The sequence below is a fragment of the Anaeromyxobacter oryzae genome (assembly GCF_023169945.1).
Classification (GTDB): Bacteria; Myxococcota; Myxococcia; order Myxococcales; family Anaeromyxobacteraceae; genus Anaeromyxobacter; species Anaeromyxobacter oryzae.
The window spans coordinates 4,822,040-4,839,115 of record NZ_AP025591.1; the positions used below are offsets into that span (position 1 = coordinate 4,822,040).

Annotated in this window: 15 protein-coding genes; 8 read left to right on the forward strand and 7 right to left on the reverse strand. The window is 76.4% G+C overall.

The features are described from left to right. Positions 1–46 precede the first annotated feature (46 nt). Positions 47–1,399 (reverse strand): PAS domain-containing sensor histidine kinase, encoded by a 1,353-nt coding sequence (locus tag AMOR_RS21135; protein ID WP_248353800.1) that lies wholly within the window; start codon positions 1,397–1,399, stop codon positions 47–49. A gap of 144 nt (positions 1,400–1,543) precedes the next feature. On the opposite strand from AMOR_RS21135, the gene AMOR_RS21140 reads away from it, so the two are divergent. Beyond that, positions 1,544–2,530: a DUF6976 family protein gene (locus AMOR_RS21140; RefSeq protein WP_248353802.1), complete on the forward strand. Its 987-nt coding sequence runs from the start codon at positions 1,544–1,546 to the stop codon at positions 2,528–2,530. 14 nt (positions 2,531–2,544) lie between these two features. Here AMOR_RS21140 and AMOR_RS21145 read toward each other — a convergent pair whose 3' ends face one another. Further along, positions 2,545–4,671 carry an amylo-alpha-1,6-glucosidase gene (locus tag AMOR_RS21145; protein WP_248353804.1) on the reverse strand — a complete coding sequence of 709 codons (2,127 nt, stop codon included), beginning with the start codon at positions 4,669–4,671 and terminating at the stop codon, positions 2,545–2,547. A 105-nt stretch (positions 4,672–4,776) separates the two neighbouring features. On the opposite strand from AMOR_RS21145, the gene AMOR_RS21150 reads away from it, so the two are divergent. The 3 genes from AMOR_RS21150 (at position 4,777) to AMOR_RS21160 (ending at position 7,707) form a co-directional block, all read left to right on the forward strand. After that, a complete protein-coding gene (locus tag AMOR_RS21150; protein ID WP_248353805.1) occupies positions 4,777–5,775 on the forward strand; it encodes an SDR family oxidoreductase in 999 nt (332 codons plus the stop codon). Between the two features lie 93 nt (positions 5,776–5,868). Next, on the forward strand, positions 5,869–6,249 hold the full coding sequence (locus AMOR_RS21155) for a response regulator (RefSeq protein WP_248353806.1): 381 nt from the start codon (positions 5,869–5,871) through the stop codon (positions 6,247–6,249). Positions 6,250–6,321: 72 nt separating this feature from the next. Continuing rightward, positions 6,322–7,707, forward strand: a complete 1,386-nt coding sequence (locus AMOR_RS21160; protein WP_248353807.1) for an RIO1 family regulatory kinase/ATPase domain-containing protein — start codon at positions 6,322–6,324, stop codon at positions 7,705–7,707. Here AMOR_RS21160 and AMOR_RS21165 read toward each other — a convergent pair. From AMOR_RS21165 to AMOR_RS21175, 3 genes are all read right to left on the reverse strand, one after another. Then, positions 7,704–8,861 carry a YbfB/YjiJ family MFS transporter gene (locus tag AMOR_RS21165; RefSeq protein ID WP_248353809.1) on the reverse strand — a complete coding sequence of 386 codons (1,158 nt, stop codon included), beginning with the start codon at positions 8,859–8,861 and terminating at the stop codon, positions 7,704–7,706. The genes AMOR_RS21160 and AMOR_RS21165 overlap by 4 nt on opposite strands. A 196-nt stretch (positions 8,862–9,057) precedes the next feature. Next, positions 9,058–9,852, reverse strand: a complete 795-nt coding sequence (locus AMOR_RS21170; RefSeq protein ID WP_248353811.1) for an SDR family NAD(P)-dependent oxidoreductase — start codon at positions 9,850–9,852, stop codon at positions 9,058–9,060. Between the two features lie 90 nt (positions 9,853–9,942). Beyond that, a complete protein-coding gene (locus tag AMOR_RS21175; RefSeq protein WP_248353813.1) occupies positions 9,943–11,502 on the reverse strand; it encodes a glycosyltransferase family 39 protein in 1,560 nt (519 codons plus the stop codon). Positions 11,503–11,713: 211 nt separating this feature from the next. On the opposite strand from AMOR_RS21175, the gene AMOR_RS21180 reads away from it, so the two are divergent. Continuing rightward, on the forward strand, positions 11,714–12,115 hold the full coding sequence (locus AMOR_RS21180; RefSeq protein WP_248362675.1) for a hypothetical protein: 402 nt from the start codon (positions 11,714–11,716) through the stop codon (positions 12,113–12,115). Between the two features lie 9 nt (positions 12,116–12,124). Here the strand turns inward: AMOR_RS21180 and AMOR_RS21185 are convergent, their stop codons facing one another. Further along, the gene (locus AMOR_RS21185; protein WP_248353814.1) at positions 12,125–13,885 is read right to left on the reverse strand and encodes a hypothetical protein; all 1,761 of its coding nucleotides are present in this window, start codon (positions 13,883–13,885) and stop codon (positions 12,125–12,127) included. Between the two features lie 217 nt (positions 13,886–14,102). On the opposite strand from AMOR_RS21185, the gene AMOR_RS21190 reads away from it, so the two are divergent. The 3 genes from AMOR_RS21190 (at position 14,103) to AMOR_RS21200 (ending at position 15,965) form a co-directional block, all read left to right on the forward strand. After that, positions 14,103–14,492, forward strand: coding sequence for a hypothetical protein (locus AMOR_RS21190; RefSeq protein ID WP_248353815.1), 390 nt, complete (start codon positions 14,103–14,105; stop codon positions 14,490–14,492). A 126-nt stretch (positions 14,493–14,618) separates the two neighbouring features. Next, positions 14,619–14,879: a hypothetical protein gene (locus AMOR_RS21195; RefSeq protein WP_248353817.1), complete on the forward strand. Its 261-nt coding sequence runs from the start codon at positions 14,619–14,621 to the stop codon at positions 14,877–14,879. A 6-nt stretch (positions 14,880–14,885) separates the two neighbouring features. Beyond that, positions 14,886–15,965, forward strand: a complete 1,080-nt coding sequence (locus AMOR_RS21200) for a M24 family metallopeptidase (protein WP_248353819.1) — start codon at positions 14,886–14,888, stop codon at positions 15,963–15,965. A 2-nt stretch (positions 15,966–15,967) separates the two neighbouring features. On the opposite strand, the gene galK is transcribed toward AMOR_RS21200, so the two are convergent. Beyond that, positions 15,968–17,074 carry a galactokinase gene (galK, locus tag AMOR_RS21205; RefSeq protein ID WP_248353821.1) on the reverse strand — a complete coding sequence of 369 codons (1,107 nt, stop codon included), beginning with the start codon at positions 17,072–17,074 and terminating at the stop codon, positions 15,968–15,970. Positions 17,075–17,076: the final 2 nt, after the last annotated feature.

Below are 17,076 nucleotides of genomic sequence, written 5' to 3' on the forward strand. Positions count from 1 at the left end.
AAGGCCCCGGACGTCGATCGCAGGCGTCACGCCGGGCGGAGCTCCGTCACGCGTCCTCACCGGCCTGCGGAATGCGGACGACGAGCTCGGCGCCGCAGCCCCGTCCCGCGCTGGACGCACGCACGGACCCACCGTGCATCTCCGCGAGCGCCTTCACGAGCGCGAGCCCCAGGCCGAGCCCGCCCGTCGATCGCGCCAGGGTGCGCTCGGCCTGCACGAAGGGCTCGAAGACGTGCTCGAGGAGCGACGGCTCGATGCCGATCCCCGTGTCCGCGACCCGGATCTCCGCCCACCCTTCGCTCGCCGCCAGCTCCAGCGTCACACGGCCGCCTCTCTCGGAGAACTTCACCGCGTTCTGGAGGAGGTTCCCGGCGATCTGCACCAGGCGCGTGGGATCGCCGTCGACCCACACGGCCGCCGGGGGCACGCTCACGACCAGCTCGAGGCCGCGCGCCAGCGCGAGCGCGCGGTGATCCTCGGCCGTGCGTCGCAGGAGCTCGGTGAGGTCGACCCGCTCCCGGCGGAGCTCGACCCTCCCGCGCGTGATCCGGGTGACGTCCAGCAGGTCGTCGACGAGGCGCCCGAGGTGGTTCACCTGGCGCTCGACGATCGCGAGGATCCTCTCGTGGCGCGCGCCGTCGCCCGCGGGCTCGGAGCGGAGGAGGTGCACGGCGTTGCGGATCGGCGCGAGCGGGTTCCGGAGCTCGTGGGAGAGGACGGCCAGGAACTCGTCCTTCCGCCGGTCGGACTCCGCGAGCTTCTCCGCGATCGCGCGGTAGCGCTCCTCGCTCTCCTCGCGGGCGCGCTCCGCGGCCTTCTCGGCGGTGAGGTCCACGATGAACGCGGCGAGGCCGTCCTCCTGCGCCGAGAGGGCCACCAGCACGGGGACCTTGCTGCCGTCCGGACGCACCCACTCCGCCTCGTGCCGCACCCCGAGCCGCGGGTCCAGCCATCCGGGCGGCACGCAAACCTCGGCCCGGTACCGATCCGCCTCGAGCTCGGCCGGCGTGGAGCCGACGATCCGGAGGTACTCGTCGTTCGCGAACTGCATCTTCCCGTCCTGGCCGATGAAGACGATGCCGATCGGCGCCTCGCGCGCGAACCGCTGGAACCGCTTCGCCTCCGCCTCGAGCGCGCTGATCCGGAGCTGGCGCGCCAGCAAGTTCCCCTCGGGCTGCGGCGGCTTCCCCGCGCCGCGCCCTCGGCGGGCCCGGTCGTGCGTCGCGACGGTGACCGCCACCGCCCCGAGGATGGCCACCAGGGGGCGGACGGCCGAGGAGGGCTCCGTCGCCCAGGCCGCCGCGCCGACGGCCGCCGCCAGCGCGACCAGGAACACGCGCCCCGGAGGCGCGTTCGACACCAGCGCTGGCCAGAAGCTCCTCACCGCGTTCCCCTGCACGCTCGGCCCTCCGCGACTCCCAATAGCCGCGGACGCGCGGCGGCGCTCGCGGCTGGCCAGACCGCCGGCGCGGCGGCCGTGCGATGGGGCGTCCCGTCAGGTCCGCCCCGTGGGGCCGCGCGTGCCGGTAGATCCGCAGGTGGAATGAAGCGACATCTCCTCCACGTCGAGGAGGTCGAGGCCCTGATCCGGCGCGGCGAGCCGCTGCTGCTCGCGGGCGACGAGGCCCCGCTGCGGCGCCTGCCGGCCGGAAGGTGGATCGGCGGCACCATCCCGTACTTCATGACGGAGGAGGGCGGCGTGGTCGACCGGCGGAGGATCTTCGTCGAGAGGCTCCCCGGGCTGCGCGACCTCGGTGTCCGGCGCTACGACGAGGGCGACATCGGGCGGGTCTACGTCGACCTGCCGCCGGACGCGCTCGGCGTCATGATCGCGCCGAGCTGGAGCCGTGTGCACCTCGCGTTCGGGCTGAACGCGCCGAGGTACGACCGGTTCGCGACCGCGCCGCTGCTCGGGTGGATCGCCGGCGTCCACCTGTCCGAGGTCGGGAAGGCGACGCCGAAGGTGTTCGACGGTGCATCCGGCGAGGTGCTCGAGCAGGAGGCGGTGGTGATGCACCTCGGGCTGCCGCGGGGCAAGGTCGCCGAGCTGGCGATCCTCAACATCTTCGAGATGGGGGAGGGCCCCGCGATCACGTTCCCCACGACCGGCTTCTCCGCGACGATGGCGGAGATCGACGGCTCGCGACGGAACCTCGCCGCGTACGTCCGGGAGGCCGGCCTCGACACGCGGCTACCCCTCGTCGCGGACTACTGCGGGGCGCGGATCAACGTGAGCTTCCACGAGGTCGACGACGCGGCCGGCGAGGTGAGGTTCTTCGGACCGGTGTTCGCGGGCGTGTCGTACCGCCACGCCCGGCCGGTCGCCGATTACGTGGACGCGTTCGTCTCGGCGCTGCCGCGCGGGGTCGAGCGCGACGTCGTGTTCTCGTGCAACTGCATCCTGAACTACGTCCACTCGTCACTCGAGGGCAGGACCACCGGGCGGATCGTCGGCCCCATCACGTTCGGCGAGATCGCGTACCAGCTCCTGAACCAGACGATGGTGTACCTCACGCTCTCCGAACGCTGATCGCCGTCCGGGCCTCACGCCCCGGGCGCCGCTGCGTCCGCGCGCTCCCAACCGTCGGGCAGGCCGCGGACCTCCGCGTGGGCCCGGCCGTCCTCGACGTGCACGGAGACGTCGACGAGCGCGTCGCCGACCGGCACCCGCGAGAGCTCCAGCCACCGCATCCCGCCGATGGCGAGCGGCGCGACGGAGACGCAGCGGTCGAGCGCGTTCACCTCGAGGCCCGCGATCGTCCGCGCGAGCAGGATGACCGCGGCGGAGGCCCACGCCTGCGGGCTGCACGCCGTCGGGTAGCGGACCGGCGTAGGGTACTCGTCCGCGGCGTAACCGCAGAACAGCTCCGGCGGGCGCCGCAGCGGGAACCGCGCGATCGCGGCGAGGAGGCCCTCGACGATCCGCGCCGCCTCCGCGGCGTGCCCGTAACGTGCGAGCCCCGCGGCGATGAGGGCGTTGTCGTGTGGCCACACGCTCCCGTCGTGGTAGCTGATCGGGTTGAAGCCCGCCTCGCGCGTGCCCATCGTGCGGACGCCGAAGCCGCTGAACAGCTCGGGTCCGAGGAGCACCTTCGCGAGCGCGGCCGCGTCCCGGGCGTCGACGGCGCCGGCCCAGAGCAGGTGCCCGGGGTTCGAGGTGAGGGCGTCGACCCGGTGCTTCTCGCCGTCGAGCGCCTCCGCGAAGAAGCCGCGGTCCTCGAGCCAGTAGCGTTCCCGGATCCGGTGCCGCAGGGCGTCCGCCTCGGCCTCGAGCCGCTCGGCCTGGTCCGCGTGGCCGAGGTGACGCGCCAGCTCGGCGGTGCGCCGCCGCGCGTCGAGCGCGTAGCCCTGCACCTCGACGAGCGCGATGGGCGGGCGCGCGATGCGGCCGTCGCGGAACTGGATCGAGTCGCTCGAGTCCTTCCAGCCCTGGTTCGCGAGGCCGACGTCCGCGTCGAGCTGGTACTCGAGGAACCCGTCGCCGTCCCGATCGCCGTAGCGGCGCATCCACTCGACCGCGGCCTCCACGCTCGTCCAGTGCGCGCGGGCGAGCTCGAGGTCGCCGGTCGCGCGGACGTACTCCGAGAGCGTCACGAGGAAGAGGGGCGTCGCGTCGATCGTGCCGTAGTACGGGTAGGTCGGGATGAGCTTCCGCGCGGCGGGGGTGAGCGGGCCGCGGCGGTACTCGTGGAGGATCTTGCCGGGCGCCTCCTCCGAGAGCCGGTCCACCTTCTTGCCCTGCAGGCGCGCGAGCCCCTCGATCGTCCCGCGCGCCAGTGCGGGGTCGTGCAGCACCGTCGCGAACGACGCGATGAGGCTGTCGCGCCCGAACAGGTCCATGTACCAGGGGATGCCCGCGGCGATGGCGTAGTCGCCGCCACCTCCGTCGTCGCCCTCGCCGCGATTCGCCTTCAGGCGGAGCGCGGCGACGTCGCGGGAGGCTTGGGCGAACGCCGCGCGGAGCACGGCGTGGTCGGTGTCGAGGTGGGGCTGCTCGGCCTGGAGCTGGCCGCGCCGGCGCCGTCCCGCCGCCGCGCGGCGCGGGGCGCCGGGATCGGCGTCGACCCGCCGATCGCCGAGGATGGGCGCGACGTCGAGGGTGAGCTTCCAGGGCTCGCGGCGGCGGAGGTGCAGCCGGAAGCGCGCCTCGTCGCCGTGAAGCTCGTCCGGCGCGACGCTGAAGCCGAGCACGGTCCGGTGCGCCGTCCCGGCCTCCCGGAGCTCGAGCACGAGCTCGCGGCTCGAGGGCGTCGACCGCGACACGTGGGGGTGCCAGTCACCGCCGCCTCCGGCCGCCTCCTTCTTCACCGTGAGGACGTACGCGAAGTCGCTGTCGAGCGCGATCGAGAGCACGAGCCGGGCCTCGCCCTCGCCGTAGCTCTCGACGGCGATCTCCTCGCGCAGGCCGCCGCCGACGACGCGGTGGACCGAGATGCCGAGGGTCGCCCGCGCCGCGCCGTCGAGGGCGGGGTTCGTCAGGAAGTGCCAGCCGTCGTCGTCCTCGATGGCGCTGGCCTGCAGCACGATCGGCCGCTTCCCGTCGAGCCGGAGCTGGTGGCAGGACAGGAACCGGGTGTCGAGGTGGAAGAAGCCGCCGTCGCTGTCCGGGCGCACGTCGCTCGACTCGTCGGAGACGAGGAAGCTCGTCCCGTGGTGCAGGGTGAAGGGCATCGTTTGATCTCCAACGGCAACGTCGGGCCCCTGCGTCGCCCGCGCAACGCCGCCGCCGTCCCGCGCGGGACCGCGCGTGCCTAACTTTGGTGCGGGGGAGGGCACGTGCCGAGGAAGATCCGGGATCAGGTGGTGGTCGTGACCGGTGCGTCGAGCGGCGTCGGCCGCGCGATCGCGCGCGCGTTCGGGCAGCAGCGGGCGAAGGTGGGCCTCGTCGCCCGGGGCGAGGAGGGCCTGCGGAACGCCGCCCGCGAGATCGAGCGGGCGGGCGGAGAGGCCCTCGTGCTACCGCTGGACGTCGCCGACGCGGTCGCCGTCGAGGCCGCGGCCGACCGCGTCGTCGAGCGGTGGGGGCGCATCGACACGTGGGTGAACGACGCCATGGTGAGCGTGTTCTCGCCCGTGCGGGAGATGAAGGCCGGGGAGTACCGGCGGGTCACCGAGGTGAACTACCTCGGGTTCGTCCACGGCACGCTCGCCGCGCTGAAGCACATGCTGCCGCGCGACGAGGGGCACGTCATCCAGATCGGATCGGCGCTCGTCTACCGCTCGATCCCGCTCCAGAGCGCGTACTGCGCCAGCAAGGCGGCCATCCGCGGCTTCACCGACTCGCTCCGCTGCGAGCTCGACCACGACCACAGCCGCGTGAAGGTCTCCATGGTGCAGCTCCCGGCCGTCAACACGCCGCAGTTCGACGTCGTCCGCTCGCGCCTGCCGAACCACCCGCAGCCGGTGCCGCCGATCTTCCAGCCCGAGGTGATCGCGCGCGCCGTCCTCCACGTCGCCGAGCACCCGACGCGCGAGCTGTGGGTCGGCTGGAGCGCGGTGAAGGCGATCCTCGGGCAGAGGGTCTTCCCGGGGCTGCTCGATCGGTACCTCGGGCACATGGGCTACGAGGCGCAGCAGACCGACGAGCCGGTGCCGCCGGACCGCCCCGACAACGTGGATCACCCGCTGCCCGGCGATCGCGGTGCTCATGGCGACTTCGACGGGCGGGCGCGGGGGCGCAGCCTCGAGCTGATGCTCCGGCGCAGGCGCGGGTGGGTGGCCGCGGGGCTCGCCGCGACCCTCGCGGTGGTGGGCTGGCGTGGCCTGAGGGCCTGATCGGGCCGCGGCGCGATGACCGGGCGGCCGGGCGGGCGCCGCCGCGCACGCCCGAACTGGCGGCGGCATCGGGCTCGTGCGAGAAGGGACCCGATGCGCACGGTGCTCCTCGTCGACGACGACCCCGAGGTCCGGCTGGTGATGGCGGAGGCCCTGACCGATCAGGGGTACCGCGTTCGAGAGGCGAAGGACGGCGCGCAGGGCCTCGAGATGCTGACCAGCGCGGTGCCGCTCCCGGACGCCATCGTGCTCGACCTCTCCATGCCGAACATGACCGGCTGGCAGTTCCGGGACCTGCAGCGGCGCCGGGAGGAGATCGCGGAGGTCCCGGTGGTGGTCGTCACCGCGAGCAAGCCGCTCGGGATCGACGCCGCGGCGGTGCTCGAGAAGCCGTTCCCGCTCGGCGAGCTCGTCCGCGTGCTCGGACGCGTGATCGAGTCCGCCCGCGCCCGGAGCCGGTCGCCGGCGGCCTAGCGGCCTCGTGCAGGAGCCGCTCCGCTGGACGGTTGACCCGACGCGCCGACTCCTCTAATCCTGCCGGCTCGAATGGTTGATCCCCTCGCACCGCTCCTCGCGGACGGCGTCATCGACGCGGTGGTCTCGAAGCTGAAGAGCGGCAAGGAGGCCGACCTGTGGCTCGTCCGCCATGGGGCCGAGCTCGTCGCCGCGAAGGTCTACAAGGCGCGGGAGTCGCGGAGCTTCCGCAACGACGCCGCGTACCGCGAGGGCCGCCGCGTCCGGGACACGCGGATGCAGCGGGCGATGGATCGCGGGAGTCGCTTCGGGCAGGCCGCCGCCGAGGAGGCGTGGAAGGCGAAGGAGGCCGACGCGCTGTACGCGCTGCACGCCGCCGGGGTCCGCGTCCCGCGGCCCGTCATGTTCTACGAGGGCGTGCTGCTGATGGAGCTCGTGGTCGACGCCCACGGCCACCCGGCGCCGCGGCTCATCGACGCCCACCTCGGCCGCGACCAGGCGGCGGCGCTCTACGCGGACCTCCGCGGCCAGGTCGTCCGGATGCTGGGCTGCGACCTCGTCCACGGCGACCTCTCGCCCTACAACGTCCTCCTCGGCCGCGACGGTCCGGTCGTCATCGACTTCCCGCAGGTCATCGGGGCCGCGCACAACAGCCAGGCGGAGCGGTTCCTGGTGCGCGACGTCGAGAACCTGCGGCACTTCTTCGCCGCGCTCGACCCCGCGCTCCACGCGAGCTCCGGCGACGGCGCCGAGATCTGGCGCGCGTACGCCCGCCGCGAGCTGACGCCGGACTTCGTCCCGACGGGGCGTGCGCCGGAGCCGCGGCGCGCCGGCGGGCACGGTGCCGGCCCCCGTCCGGCGGCCCCGGCCGGGCGCCCGGAGCGACGGGAGCCGCAGCGGCACGGGGGCCAGGCGGACCGGCGCGAGCGCCAGCCGCCGCACGCGCAGGCCGCTCGGGAGCAGCCGCGTCCGCCGCCGCACGGCGGCTCGGCTGCGCGTCCGCCGCCCCGCGCCGAGCCCCAGCGCCGCCCCGAGCCGGACCGGCGCCGCGACGCCGACCGGCGGCGCGGCGCGCCCGCGCCCGAGGTCGTCCGCGTGGTGCGGCCGCTCGCCGGCGGGACGCACGGAAAGCCCACCGCCCCGCACGCTCACGGTGGGACGCACGGAAAGCCCGGCGCGCCACACGCTCAGGGCGGCTCGCACGGGAACCCGGCCGCGCCGCACGCTCAGGGCGGCTCGCACGGGAACCCGGCCGCGCCGCACGCTCACGCGCCCCCGCCCGCGATCCCCGCCACGCACGCTCACGCCGCCTCGCACGGGAAGCCGCCCTCGCACCCCGGCGAGAAGCCGGTCGCTGGGACCGCCGCGCCCGCGGCCGGCAGCTCGACCGGCCCGCAGTCCCACCGGCGTCGCCGCCGCCGGCGCCGCGCCGGTGGCGGTGGCGGTGGCGGGATCTAGCCGTCCCTCGCTCCGGCGCTCCGCTCTCGCCCGCCCGGCACCGCCAGCAACGCGCCCCCGGCCGCGACTGCCGCGGCGGCGGCGAGCACCGCCGGACGCGGATCCCCGAGGCGGTGCGAGAGCGCGCCCGCGAGGATCGGCCCGAGGATCTGCCCGACGCCGTACACCGCGGTGAGCGTCGCGACGATCCGGCCCGGCGTCGCCGGCGCGAGGCTCCGGCCGGCCGCCATGGCGAGCGTCGTGATCCCCATGAACGTGCCGCCGAACAGCGCCGCGCCCGCCAGGGCCGCGCCCGGTGAGCGCGAGAGCGACGGGAGCGCCATCCCGGCGGCCTGGACGAGGTAGGCGGCGGAGAGCGCGCGGCGCGCCCCGATCCGCCGCCCCGCGCGCGCCCAGAGGATCGCGGAGGGGACGGCCGCGACGCCGGTGAGTACCCACGTCCACGGCGCGAGCGGCTCGAGCCCCGGCGTGCGCCGGACGGCCGCCACCGTGAACGTGCCGCTCACGATGTACCCGAGCCCCTCCAGGAAGTATGCCGCGCCGAGCCGGCCGAGGCCGAGGCCCGGGTGCGGCGGCGGCCCCGCTCCCCCCGCGGCCGCGTGCGCCGGGACGGGCACGGCGAGGTGGCGCCAGCCCGGGATCGCGAGGAGGGCAGCCGCCGCCGCGAGCACCAGCCACGGCGCCTCGAACCCGGCCCATGCCGGGGAGAGCGCGGCGACGGCGCCGGAGAGCGCGATGCCGATCCCGACGCCGCCGAAGATCACCCCGGCGCGCGCGGCGGCGCGCTCGAGCGCGGCCGCCGAGGCGAGGACGAACACGAGCCCGCTCGCGACCCCCGCCACGAACCGGAGGACGGCCCACGCCGACGTGGACGGGAGCGCCGCGCCGAGCGCCGTCGCGAGCGCAGTCGCCGCCAGCGCGGCCCGGAGCGCGGCGCCGCGCGCGCGCCCGGCGACGAGCTGGCGCGCGACGAGGACGCCGGCGAGGTATCCGACGAGGTTGCCAGAGGCGAGGGCGCCCGCGACGGCGTCGTCGATCCCGAGCGCGCGCTGCGTCGCGGGGAGGAGCGCCGTGTACGCGAAGCGGCCGATGCCCATCGCCGCGGCGAGGGCGAGCGCGCCATCCACGGCCGGTGCGTGCGGGGAGCGGGCCATCGGTCAGTCATGCCGGATCGGTCCGCTCGCGCGCAACCACGCGGTCGCGCCGGACCTCCGAGCGCCCCTCTCCCCCCGCACCACGGGCGACGTGAGCGGCGCCGCGCCGCCGCGCCGGGACTTCCGAGCGTCCCTCTCCCCCCGGCCTCTCGGGGGGAGAGGGTAGGGTGAGGGGGGCCGCGGACGCGTGACCGGCCTACGGGATCGCCCGCACCACGCCCCCATCCACGCGGAGCGCGGCGCCGTTCACGCCGGACGCGCGCGGGCTCGCCACGAACGCGACCAGCGCGGCGATCTCCTCCGGCGTCTCGAACCGCTGCAGGAGCGAGGACGGGCGGGCGCTCTGGAAGAACTCGCGCTCCACGTCCGCGGGCGTCCGCTGCGCCTGGCGCGCGAGGCCGGCCACGAACTCGCCGACGCCCTCGCTCCGCGTCGGGCCGGGCAGGATCGCGTTCACGGTGACCGCCGTCCCCTGCGTGGTCTCGGCGAGGCCGCGCGCCACCGCGAGCTGCGCGGTCTTCGTGGTGCCGTAGTGGATCATCTCCGCCGGGATCTGGAGCGCGCTCTCGCTCGAGACGAACAGGATCCGCCCCCAGCCCCGCGCGAGCATCCCGGGCAGCCACGCGCGCGCGAGCCGGACGCCGGACACGACGTTCACCTCGAAGAACCGCATCCAGTCCGCGTCGGAGATCTCGGCGAACGGCCGCGGCTCGAAGATGCCGAGGTTGTTCACGAGCACGTCCACCTCGGGGAGGCGCTCCACCGCGGCGGCGCAGCCCGCCGCCGTCCCGAGATCCGCCGCCACACCGGACACGTCGGCCCCCGGCGCGGCGGCGCGGACCGCGCCGACGGCGGCGTCCACGCGCGCCTGCGTCCGGCCGTTCACCACGACCGCGGCGCCCTCCTCCGCGAGCGCCCGCGCGATGGCGAGGCCGATCCCCGCGGTCGAGCCGCTCACGAAGGCGCGCTTTCCCCGAAGCTGGAGATCCATGTGTCTCCTCCGGGCGGGAGGTCTATCCGGCGGAACGGCCGTGCGCTGCGGGGACCGGCAGGGCCCGTGCGATGGGGGCCGATCTCGCCTCTACCGCTCCGCCGCCGCCGCTGCCGCCGGCGGCACCGGCCCGGCCGGCGACGGCGGGGCCCCGCCGTAGTCCAGGCAGCTCCAGAACCGGAACGTGCGGAGCGCCCGTCCGCGCCGGACGACGTCGAGCGCGCCGGCGGGCGCGCAGCTCCGGAACGGCTCCTCGGGGGCGCCGCAGCGCTGGCCGTCGCAGACGTAGATCGCGTCCTCGCCCCGCCACCCGTCCGCCCGCCGCCACTCGTCGTACGCGTCGGCGCGCCCGCCGATGCGCGTCACCTCGAGCCCGGGCCCGGCGTGGAACGCCGCGAGCGCCGAGAGCTGCAGCCGCGGCGTGTAGACGAAGACGTGCTCCGGGCGCGGCATCTCCCGGGCGATGGCGCGCAGGCGCGCGCCGACCTCCGGCCAGCCGGTGAGATCCGTCGCGAGGTCGAGCGTCGGCGGGAGCGGCACGACGTACGTCGCCGCCTGCACGTGGAAGAGGAGGGTCACCCCCGCCGCGAGCGCGATGGGCGCCGCGCGGAGCACGGGCGAGCGCCACCCGAGCAGCAGGTCGGCGCCGGACACGAGGAGGGTTAGGAACGCCGGCCCGAGCCAGTTCGGGTTCACGTACGTGAAGAGCGACGCGACCGCGAAGAAGCCGAGCGTCACGGCGCCGCCGGCCGCGAGGAGCGCGTGCGCGTCGCTCCCGGCGCGGGCGCGGCGGACGCTCCGGAGGAGCCCGGCGAGGCACGCGAGCCAGAGCGGCGGCGTGAGGCTCTGCTGGGCCGCGAGGAAGCGCGGGACGGTGCGCCAGGGCCGGAACGCGCCCGAGAAGCGGTCGACGGACTGGAAGCGGAACGACGCCCAGCCGTGGTCCGCGTTCCAGAGGAGCACGGGCAGGAAGACGGCAGCGGCGATGGCGACGGCGATCCAGGGCTCCTTGCGGGCGAGCCAGCGGCGGTGACGGGTCCCGAGCAGGAAGAGCAGGACCGACGGGGGCAGCAGGACGAAGCCGTACTTCGAGAGGAGCCCGACGCCGGTCGTGACGCCGGCGAGGTACCAGAGCCGGGGGCTCCCGTGGACCGCGCGCCACGCGAGCAGGAGGGTGGCGGCCCACGCGAGGAGCAGAGGCGCGTCCGGTGTGGTGAACACCGCCCCGAGGCCGAAGAGCGGCGTCGCGTTCAGGGCGGCGACGCTCGTCCAGGCGAGCGGGGCGCGCCCGGGGAAGAGGTCGAGCACGAGGCGGAACAGCACGGCCGAGGTGAGCAGCGACAGCACGAACGCGGGCAGGTGCACCGCGAGGAGCGTGTCGCCGAGGAGACGCGTCGACGCCGCGAGGAGCCACGCGACGAGGGGCGGATGATCGAGGTAGCCGGCCGCGAGCCGCCGCGACCACTCCCAGTAGTACGCCTCGTCGTTGAAGAGCCCGAGCGAGGGGAGGACGAGCACGCGGATCGCGACGAGGAGCGCGACCAGCGCGGGCGCGGCGAGCCCCGCCCGCCCGGCGGCCCGCGGCGCCGGCGTCTCGCGGACGGCCGGCTCGACGCGCGTTCCGGTCGCGGCGTGGAAGGACGGTGGCACGCTCGGAGTGACCCGGCGCTGGAAGCGCTCCGCCGGGACCCGAACACTGCGTATGCCCCGCAGCGGAGTCGAGGCCCGGCGGCGCGCAGGCGGATCGGGTCAGGCCGTTGGGAGGCGATGGACGCCCGGGCGCGACTCCCGGACGATGCGGCGGCCCCTACCTTTCGGACATCGACATCCACCCCGCGTCGAACGAGTCCGGGAGGAGCGCATGAAGACGAAGGAACGCTGGTCCCTCGCTGCCGCCGTGGTCCTCGCCGCGGGGACGCTCGCGTGTCCGCGGAAGACGGAGCAGACGCGCGAGCGCCCCGCGCAGCAGACGGGCAAGGCCGAGACGCAGGGCGGCGGCCAGCCCGGCGGCGGCTCGGGCATGGCGGGCGGCACGCCGCCGGGGACGAGCGAGCAGACCGGGACCGGCGCGACGGGCGCCGGATCCGCGGGCACGTCCGCGGGGACCACCGACGGGCGCGGTGCCGGCCAGCCCTCCGGCGGGAAGGCCGACGCCGCGGGCGCCGCAGGCGGCGCGCCAGCGGGCGGCACGGCCGGCGGCGGCGGCACGGGCGGGTCCGGCTCCGGCGCCGCGAGCGGCGGCGGCTCCACCCAGGGGAAGTAGGGGCGCGCCTCACCCGCCGTTGCAGGCGCACGTGCCGCGCGCCTGCCCCGCGTCGATGCTGCACGACCAGTCGCCCGCCTTCCCGCCGAGCGCCGTCGCGCACTCCGCGGCGGAAGCGCACCCGCTCGGCGGCAGCATGCCGAGGTACTCCGCCGAGTAGGTCTCGCCGGGGTTCGCGAAGCAGCCGCCCTTCGTCTGGTCGATGGCGATGCACTCCGACGTCCCGGACACGAGGCACGCGGGCGAGGCGCTCGCGTCGTTGCAGTCCACGAAGCACCACTCCGCGCCCGGCGTGCACGTGCGCCGCGTGGCGCCGCTCGCGTCCACGATCCGGAGCTGGGTGAGGTCGCGCGTGCCCGGGCGCGTCGGCAGGCGGAGCGCGTCGAGCGGGCGCGCGAGGTCGGCGATCGCGGAGAGGACGGGGCCGAACGAGCTCGGCGGGTACGCGTCGCAGACGGTGCCCTCGACCACCCCGAACCCGCGCGCCTTGAAGGCGTCGGCGAGCGCGAGGAACCGCTCGCCGGCGGCGTACGCGCCGCCGCACACCGGGCCGGCGTGGCAGGTCGCCGGCGGCTGGACGGGGCAGCTCGCCGTCCCCGTGCACGAGTCGGCCGGCTGGTACGAGCCGTCGGCGCAGCGCGCGCTCGAGACGATGAACGCGGCGCCGAGGTCGGCCGCGCCGCCGGGCTTCACGAGGCCCGCGAAGAAGTCGGCGTACGTCGAGACCGGGATCTCCCGCTGCGCCGCCGCGGGCCGGCGCTTGTCGAGGACGCAGCTGTCCGCCCCCGGCGTCGAGCCCGCCATCGCGAGCGGCGCGCTCGCGGGGCTCGAGCAGTCGTCCTCGTCGCCGACCCAGACGACGACGAGCTTCGCGTCGGGGTGCGGCCACGTCCCGGCGGCGACGCCCGGCTGCTGTCCCGCGAGCGCCTTCTGGAGCGCGAGCCGCGCCGCCTCGAGGTGCTGCTCCTCCCCGGAGCCGCAGCTCCCGACGCGGATGTTCTGCGTGAACTGCCCGACGAGCGCGGTGAGCGCCGGATCCTGCGTGGCGGTGCCCCACGACGCCCAGTCGAGGGTCTTCCCGAAGTCCAGGATGGTCGGGTTGCCCGAGGCGGCGACGAACGCGCCGGCCGGGTAGGGGGCGCCCGCGACGGCGAGCCCGGGCGTGCAGAACGACGACGAGGGCAGCGGGTTCGCGTACGCGGTCGTCATGAGCGGGCACGCGTCGCCCGGCACGCACGCGGTCGTCGCGGGTGCGCACGCGGACGTCGAGCAGCACTGCGCCTTCGCGTCGAGCACGGCGTTGCCGCTCGCGTCGAGCACCGACGTCGTGACGCAGGTCTGGCCCGCGCCGCAGCCGCCGCCGGTGCCGGGCGTGCACGCGGCGACGTCGGTGCACGCGGACGTCGCGCAGCACTGGTTCCCGCCGGTGCCGGCCACGCAGCTCCGCGTGCCCGCCGCCGCGTAGAAGATCGACGACGTGGTCACCGCCACGTGGAAGTCGACGGGCTCGAGCCCCTTCGCCGCGCGCGCGGTGTTCGTCGCGACCATCCGATCGATGAAGTCCTTGAAGCTGTCGGCGAGCCCCTGCTGCTTCGGGTCCATCGACGGGGAGTCGTCCACCACGAAGAGGATGTCCGCGGTGGAGACCTTCGAGAGCTGCACCCGCACGGACCCCGGCTGGACCAGGCAGCGCCCGACCGGAGAGAACGTGTAGTCGTTGCACGCCACGGCGGCGGCGAGCAGCGCCAGGGCGATCAGGCGACGCGTCATGCGTCCGTCGGTAGGGACGCGCCGGCGGGGCGGCAACGACCGCGCCGGGCGCGGCGCTCGCGCGGGCCCCGGCGGAGCGGGGGTGCACGCGACCGGGCACGCGCAAGGACCGCTCCGGTCTCCCCGTGCGGACCTGGGCGCGTTCACCACGTGCGCCCCCTTTGCCCGCGCTCGCCTTACGTTGAGGCGGGACGCAGCGTCGAGCGCGGGAGGGGCCATGTCGGCGGTCGGGCGGTGGGGAAGGGTCGTCGCGGTCGCGGCGGTGCTCGCCGGCGGTGTCGGGTGTCCGCGCGGCGAGCAGCAGCAGCCGCGGCCCGCGCAGGACCGGAGCGGGCAGGCCGGCGGCGAGCCCGGCGGCGGTGGTTCCGCAGCGCCGGCGGGGCCCGGGCCGACGGGCAGCGGCGGCGGCGCGATGGGCACCGGCGCCGCCAGCGCCGGCTCGCCGGGCGGCGCCGGAAACGCCGGCAGCGCCGGCGGCAGCACCGCAGGCGGCCCCGGAGCCGCCGGCGGCGCGTCCGGCGGCGCGTCCGGCGCGGGGAGCACGGCCGGCAGCCCGGCCGCCGGGAGTGGCGGCGGAGCCGGCGCGCCGGGTCAGCAGGGGCGCTAGATACCTCCGCGACGTGATCGGGCAGGGGGCGGTGCCGGACCTGGTCGCCTGAGGCGGCTTCCCCGGGCATCCCGGGCTGCCCAGGTTTGGGCGGGCCCGGCGAGGGCCGGCCGAGAGGAGGAACGCATGCGGAACCGGACGTGGTTCGAGCGGCTGTGGGCAGCGCTGGTCGCGGTCGCGGTGGCGCTGACACCGGCGCTCGCGCTGGCGCAGGGCGCGGGGAGCGGGGGTGGCGGAGGGACGACGGGTGGACCGGCTGGCGGCGGCCCCGCCGGCGGCGGCGACAGCGGTGGCGGCGGGTTCGGCTGGATCATCCTCATCCTCGCGATCGCCGCGATCGTCTACTTCGTCACGCGGCGGCGCCGGGGCGCGCCCGGCCACCGGTAGCCGACGGTGACGGAGCTCGCGCGCAAGCTCGACGCGCTGAGGCGCGCCGCGCTCCGCGACGGCGTGGGCGCGGTGCGCCTCCGCGGGCTCGACTGGACCTCGTGGGTCGGCTGCGGCGGGTCGGCGGCCGTGCTGCTCGCGGCCGAGACGGGCGTGGCCGACGTGCTCGTCTCGGCGGACGGCGCGTGGGTGCTCACCGACGAGATCGAGCGGGCGCGGCTCCAGGCGGAGGAGCTGCCGCCCGGGCTCGAGATGTTCGCGGCGCGCTGGTGGGATCGCGGCGCCGCCGATGCGTTCGCGGACCGGATCCGCGGCGCCGGCGCGCTCGCGTCGGATCGGCCGCGGCCCGGCGAGCGGCCGCTCCCGCCCGAGGTCGTCGCGCTCCGGCGGTCGCTCGGGCCGGAGGAGCTCGAGCGCTACCGCGCGCTCGGCCGCGACGCGGCCGCGGCGGTGTCCGACGTGCTGCGGGCGGCGCGCCCGGACTGGACCGGGTTCCAGCTGGCCGGCGCGGCCGCCGGTGCGCTCTGGTCGCGCGGCGTCGCCCCCGCGCTGGTGCTCGCGGGCGACGCGCGCCGGCTCCTGCTGTACCGTCACCCGACGCCCACCTCCGACCGGCTCGGCGATCGCGCCATGCTCGTCGTGTGCGCGCGCCGTCACGGCCTCTACGCGAACCTGACCCGCTTCGTGTACTTCCGGGACCCGACCGCCGAGGAGGCGCGGCGCGGGGCGGACGTGACGCGCATCGAGGCGGCCGCGCTCGACGCCTCCCGGCCCGGCGCGACGCTCGGGGCCGTGCTCGACGCGCTCGTCGCGGCTTACGCGGCGGCGGGCTACGCCGGAGAGGAGGCGCGCCACCACCAGGGCGGCACGTGCGGCTACCTCTCCCGCGACGCGGTCGCCGTGCCCGGCTCGACCGTGCCGCTCGAGGCCGGCGGCGCGGTGGCGTGGAACCCGTCGCTCCCGGGCGCGAAGGTGGAGGACACGTTCGTGATCGGCGCGGACGGGCTCGAGAACCTCACGGTGGATCCGCGCTGGCCGGTCGAGCGGATCGCGGGCCGCGCGCGGCCGCTGCCGCTGGTGAGGTAGGCTCACCCGCGCGGCACGAGCACGCGCCCGGCGCGTCCCGACCGCCGCGCATAGGCCTCCACCACTCGCGCCGCCACGCCGGCGCCGGAACCGGCGCGCGCGAGCGCCACGATCGATCCGCCGAACCCCCCGCCGGTGAGCCGCGCGCCGACGACGTCCCGCTCCGCGCGCGCGAGGTCGACGAGGAGGTCGATCTCCGGGACCGACACCTCGTAGTCGTCGCGCTGCGACGCGTGCGAGGCGTCGAGCAGCGCGCCGAGGCCCGGCACGTCGCCGCGCCGGAGCGCCTCGACCGCTTCGAGGACCCGGGCGTTCTCGAGGACGACGTGGCGGACGCGGCGGCCGAGCGGCTCCGGCAGCGACATCGCGCGCGGCACGTCCGCCGGCGAGAGGTCGCGGAGCTGGTTCACGCCGAGCAGGTCGGCGGCGCGCTCGCACTCGGCGCGGCGCACGCGGTAGTCGCCGCCCGCGTGGGCGTGGCTCACGCCGGAGCTGATCACGACGAGCTCGACGGCGGGGGGCAGCGGGATCCGCTCGTGGGCGAGCGTCCGCGTGTCGATGAACAGCGCCGAGCGCGCGTCGGCGAGGCTCGAGGCCAGCTGGTCCATGACGCCGACCGGCGCGCCGACGAACCCGGCCTCGGCGCGCTGCCCCGCGAGCGCGAGCGCCACGTCGTCGAGCCGGAGCCCGTACGCCTCGCGCAGCCCGCGGAGCAGGCTCACCTCGAGCGCGGCGCTCGACGACAGCCCGCTGCCCAGGGGCACGTCGGACCGGAACGCGACGTCGAAGCCGCGGAGCGCGTGTCCGTCGCCGGCCAGCACGACGGTGACCCCCTGCACGTAGTCGAGCCAGCCGCGCCCGCGGCGCTCCTCCCCGAGCACGTAGGAGTCGATCCGGCCGCCGGGCAGGTTCGCGCTCCACGCCCGGACCTCGCGGCCGTCCCGGGGCGCGAGCTCCACCCGCGTCTCCTGCGGGATCGCCATCGGCAGCACGTAGCCGCCGTTGTAGTCGGTGTGCTCGCCGATGAGGTTGACCCGGCCCGGCGCCCGCGCGCGGACGGCGGGAGCGCTCCCGAACAGCGCCTCGAAGGTGCGCGCGTCGCCGGCCATGG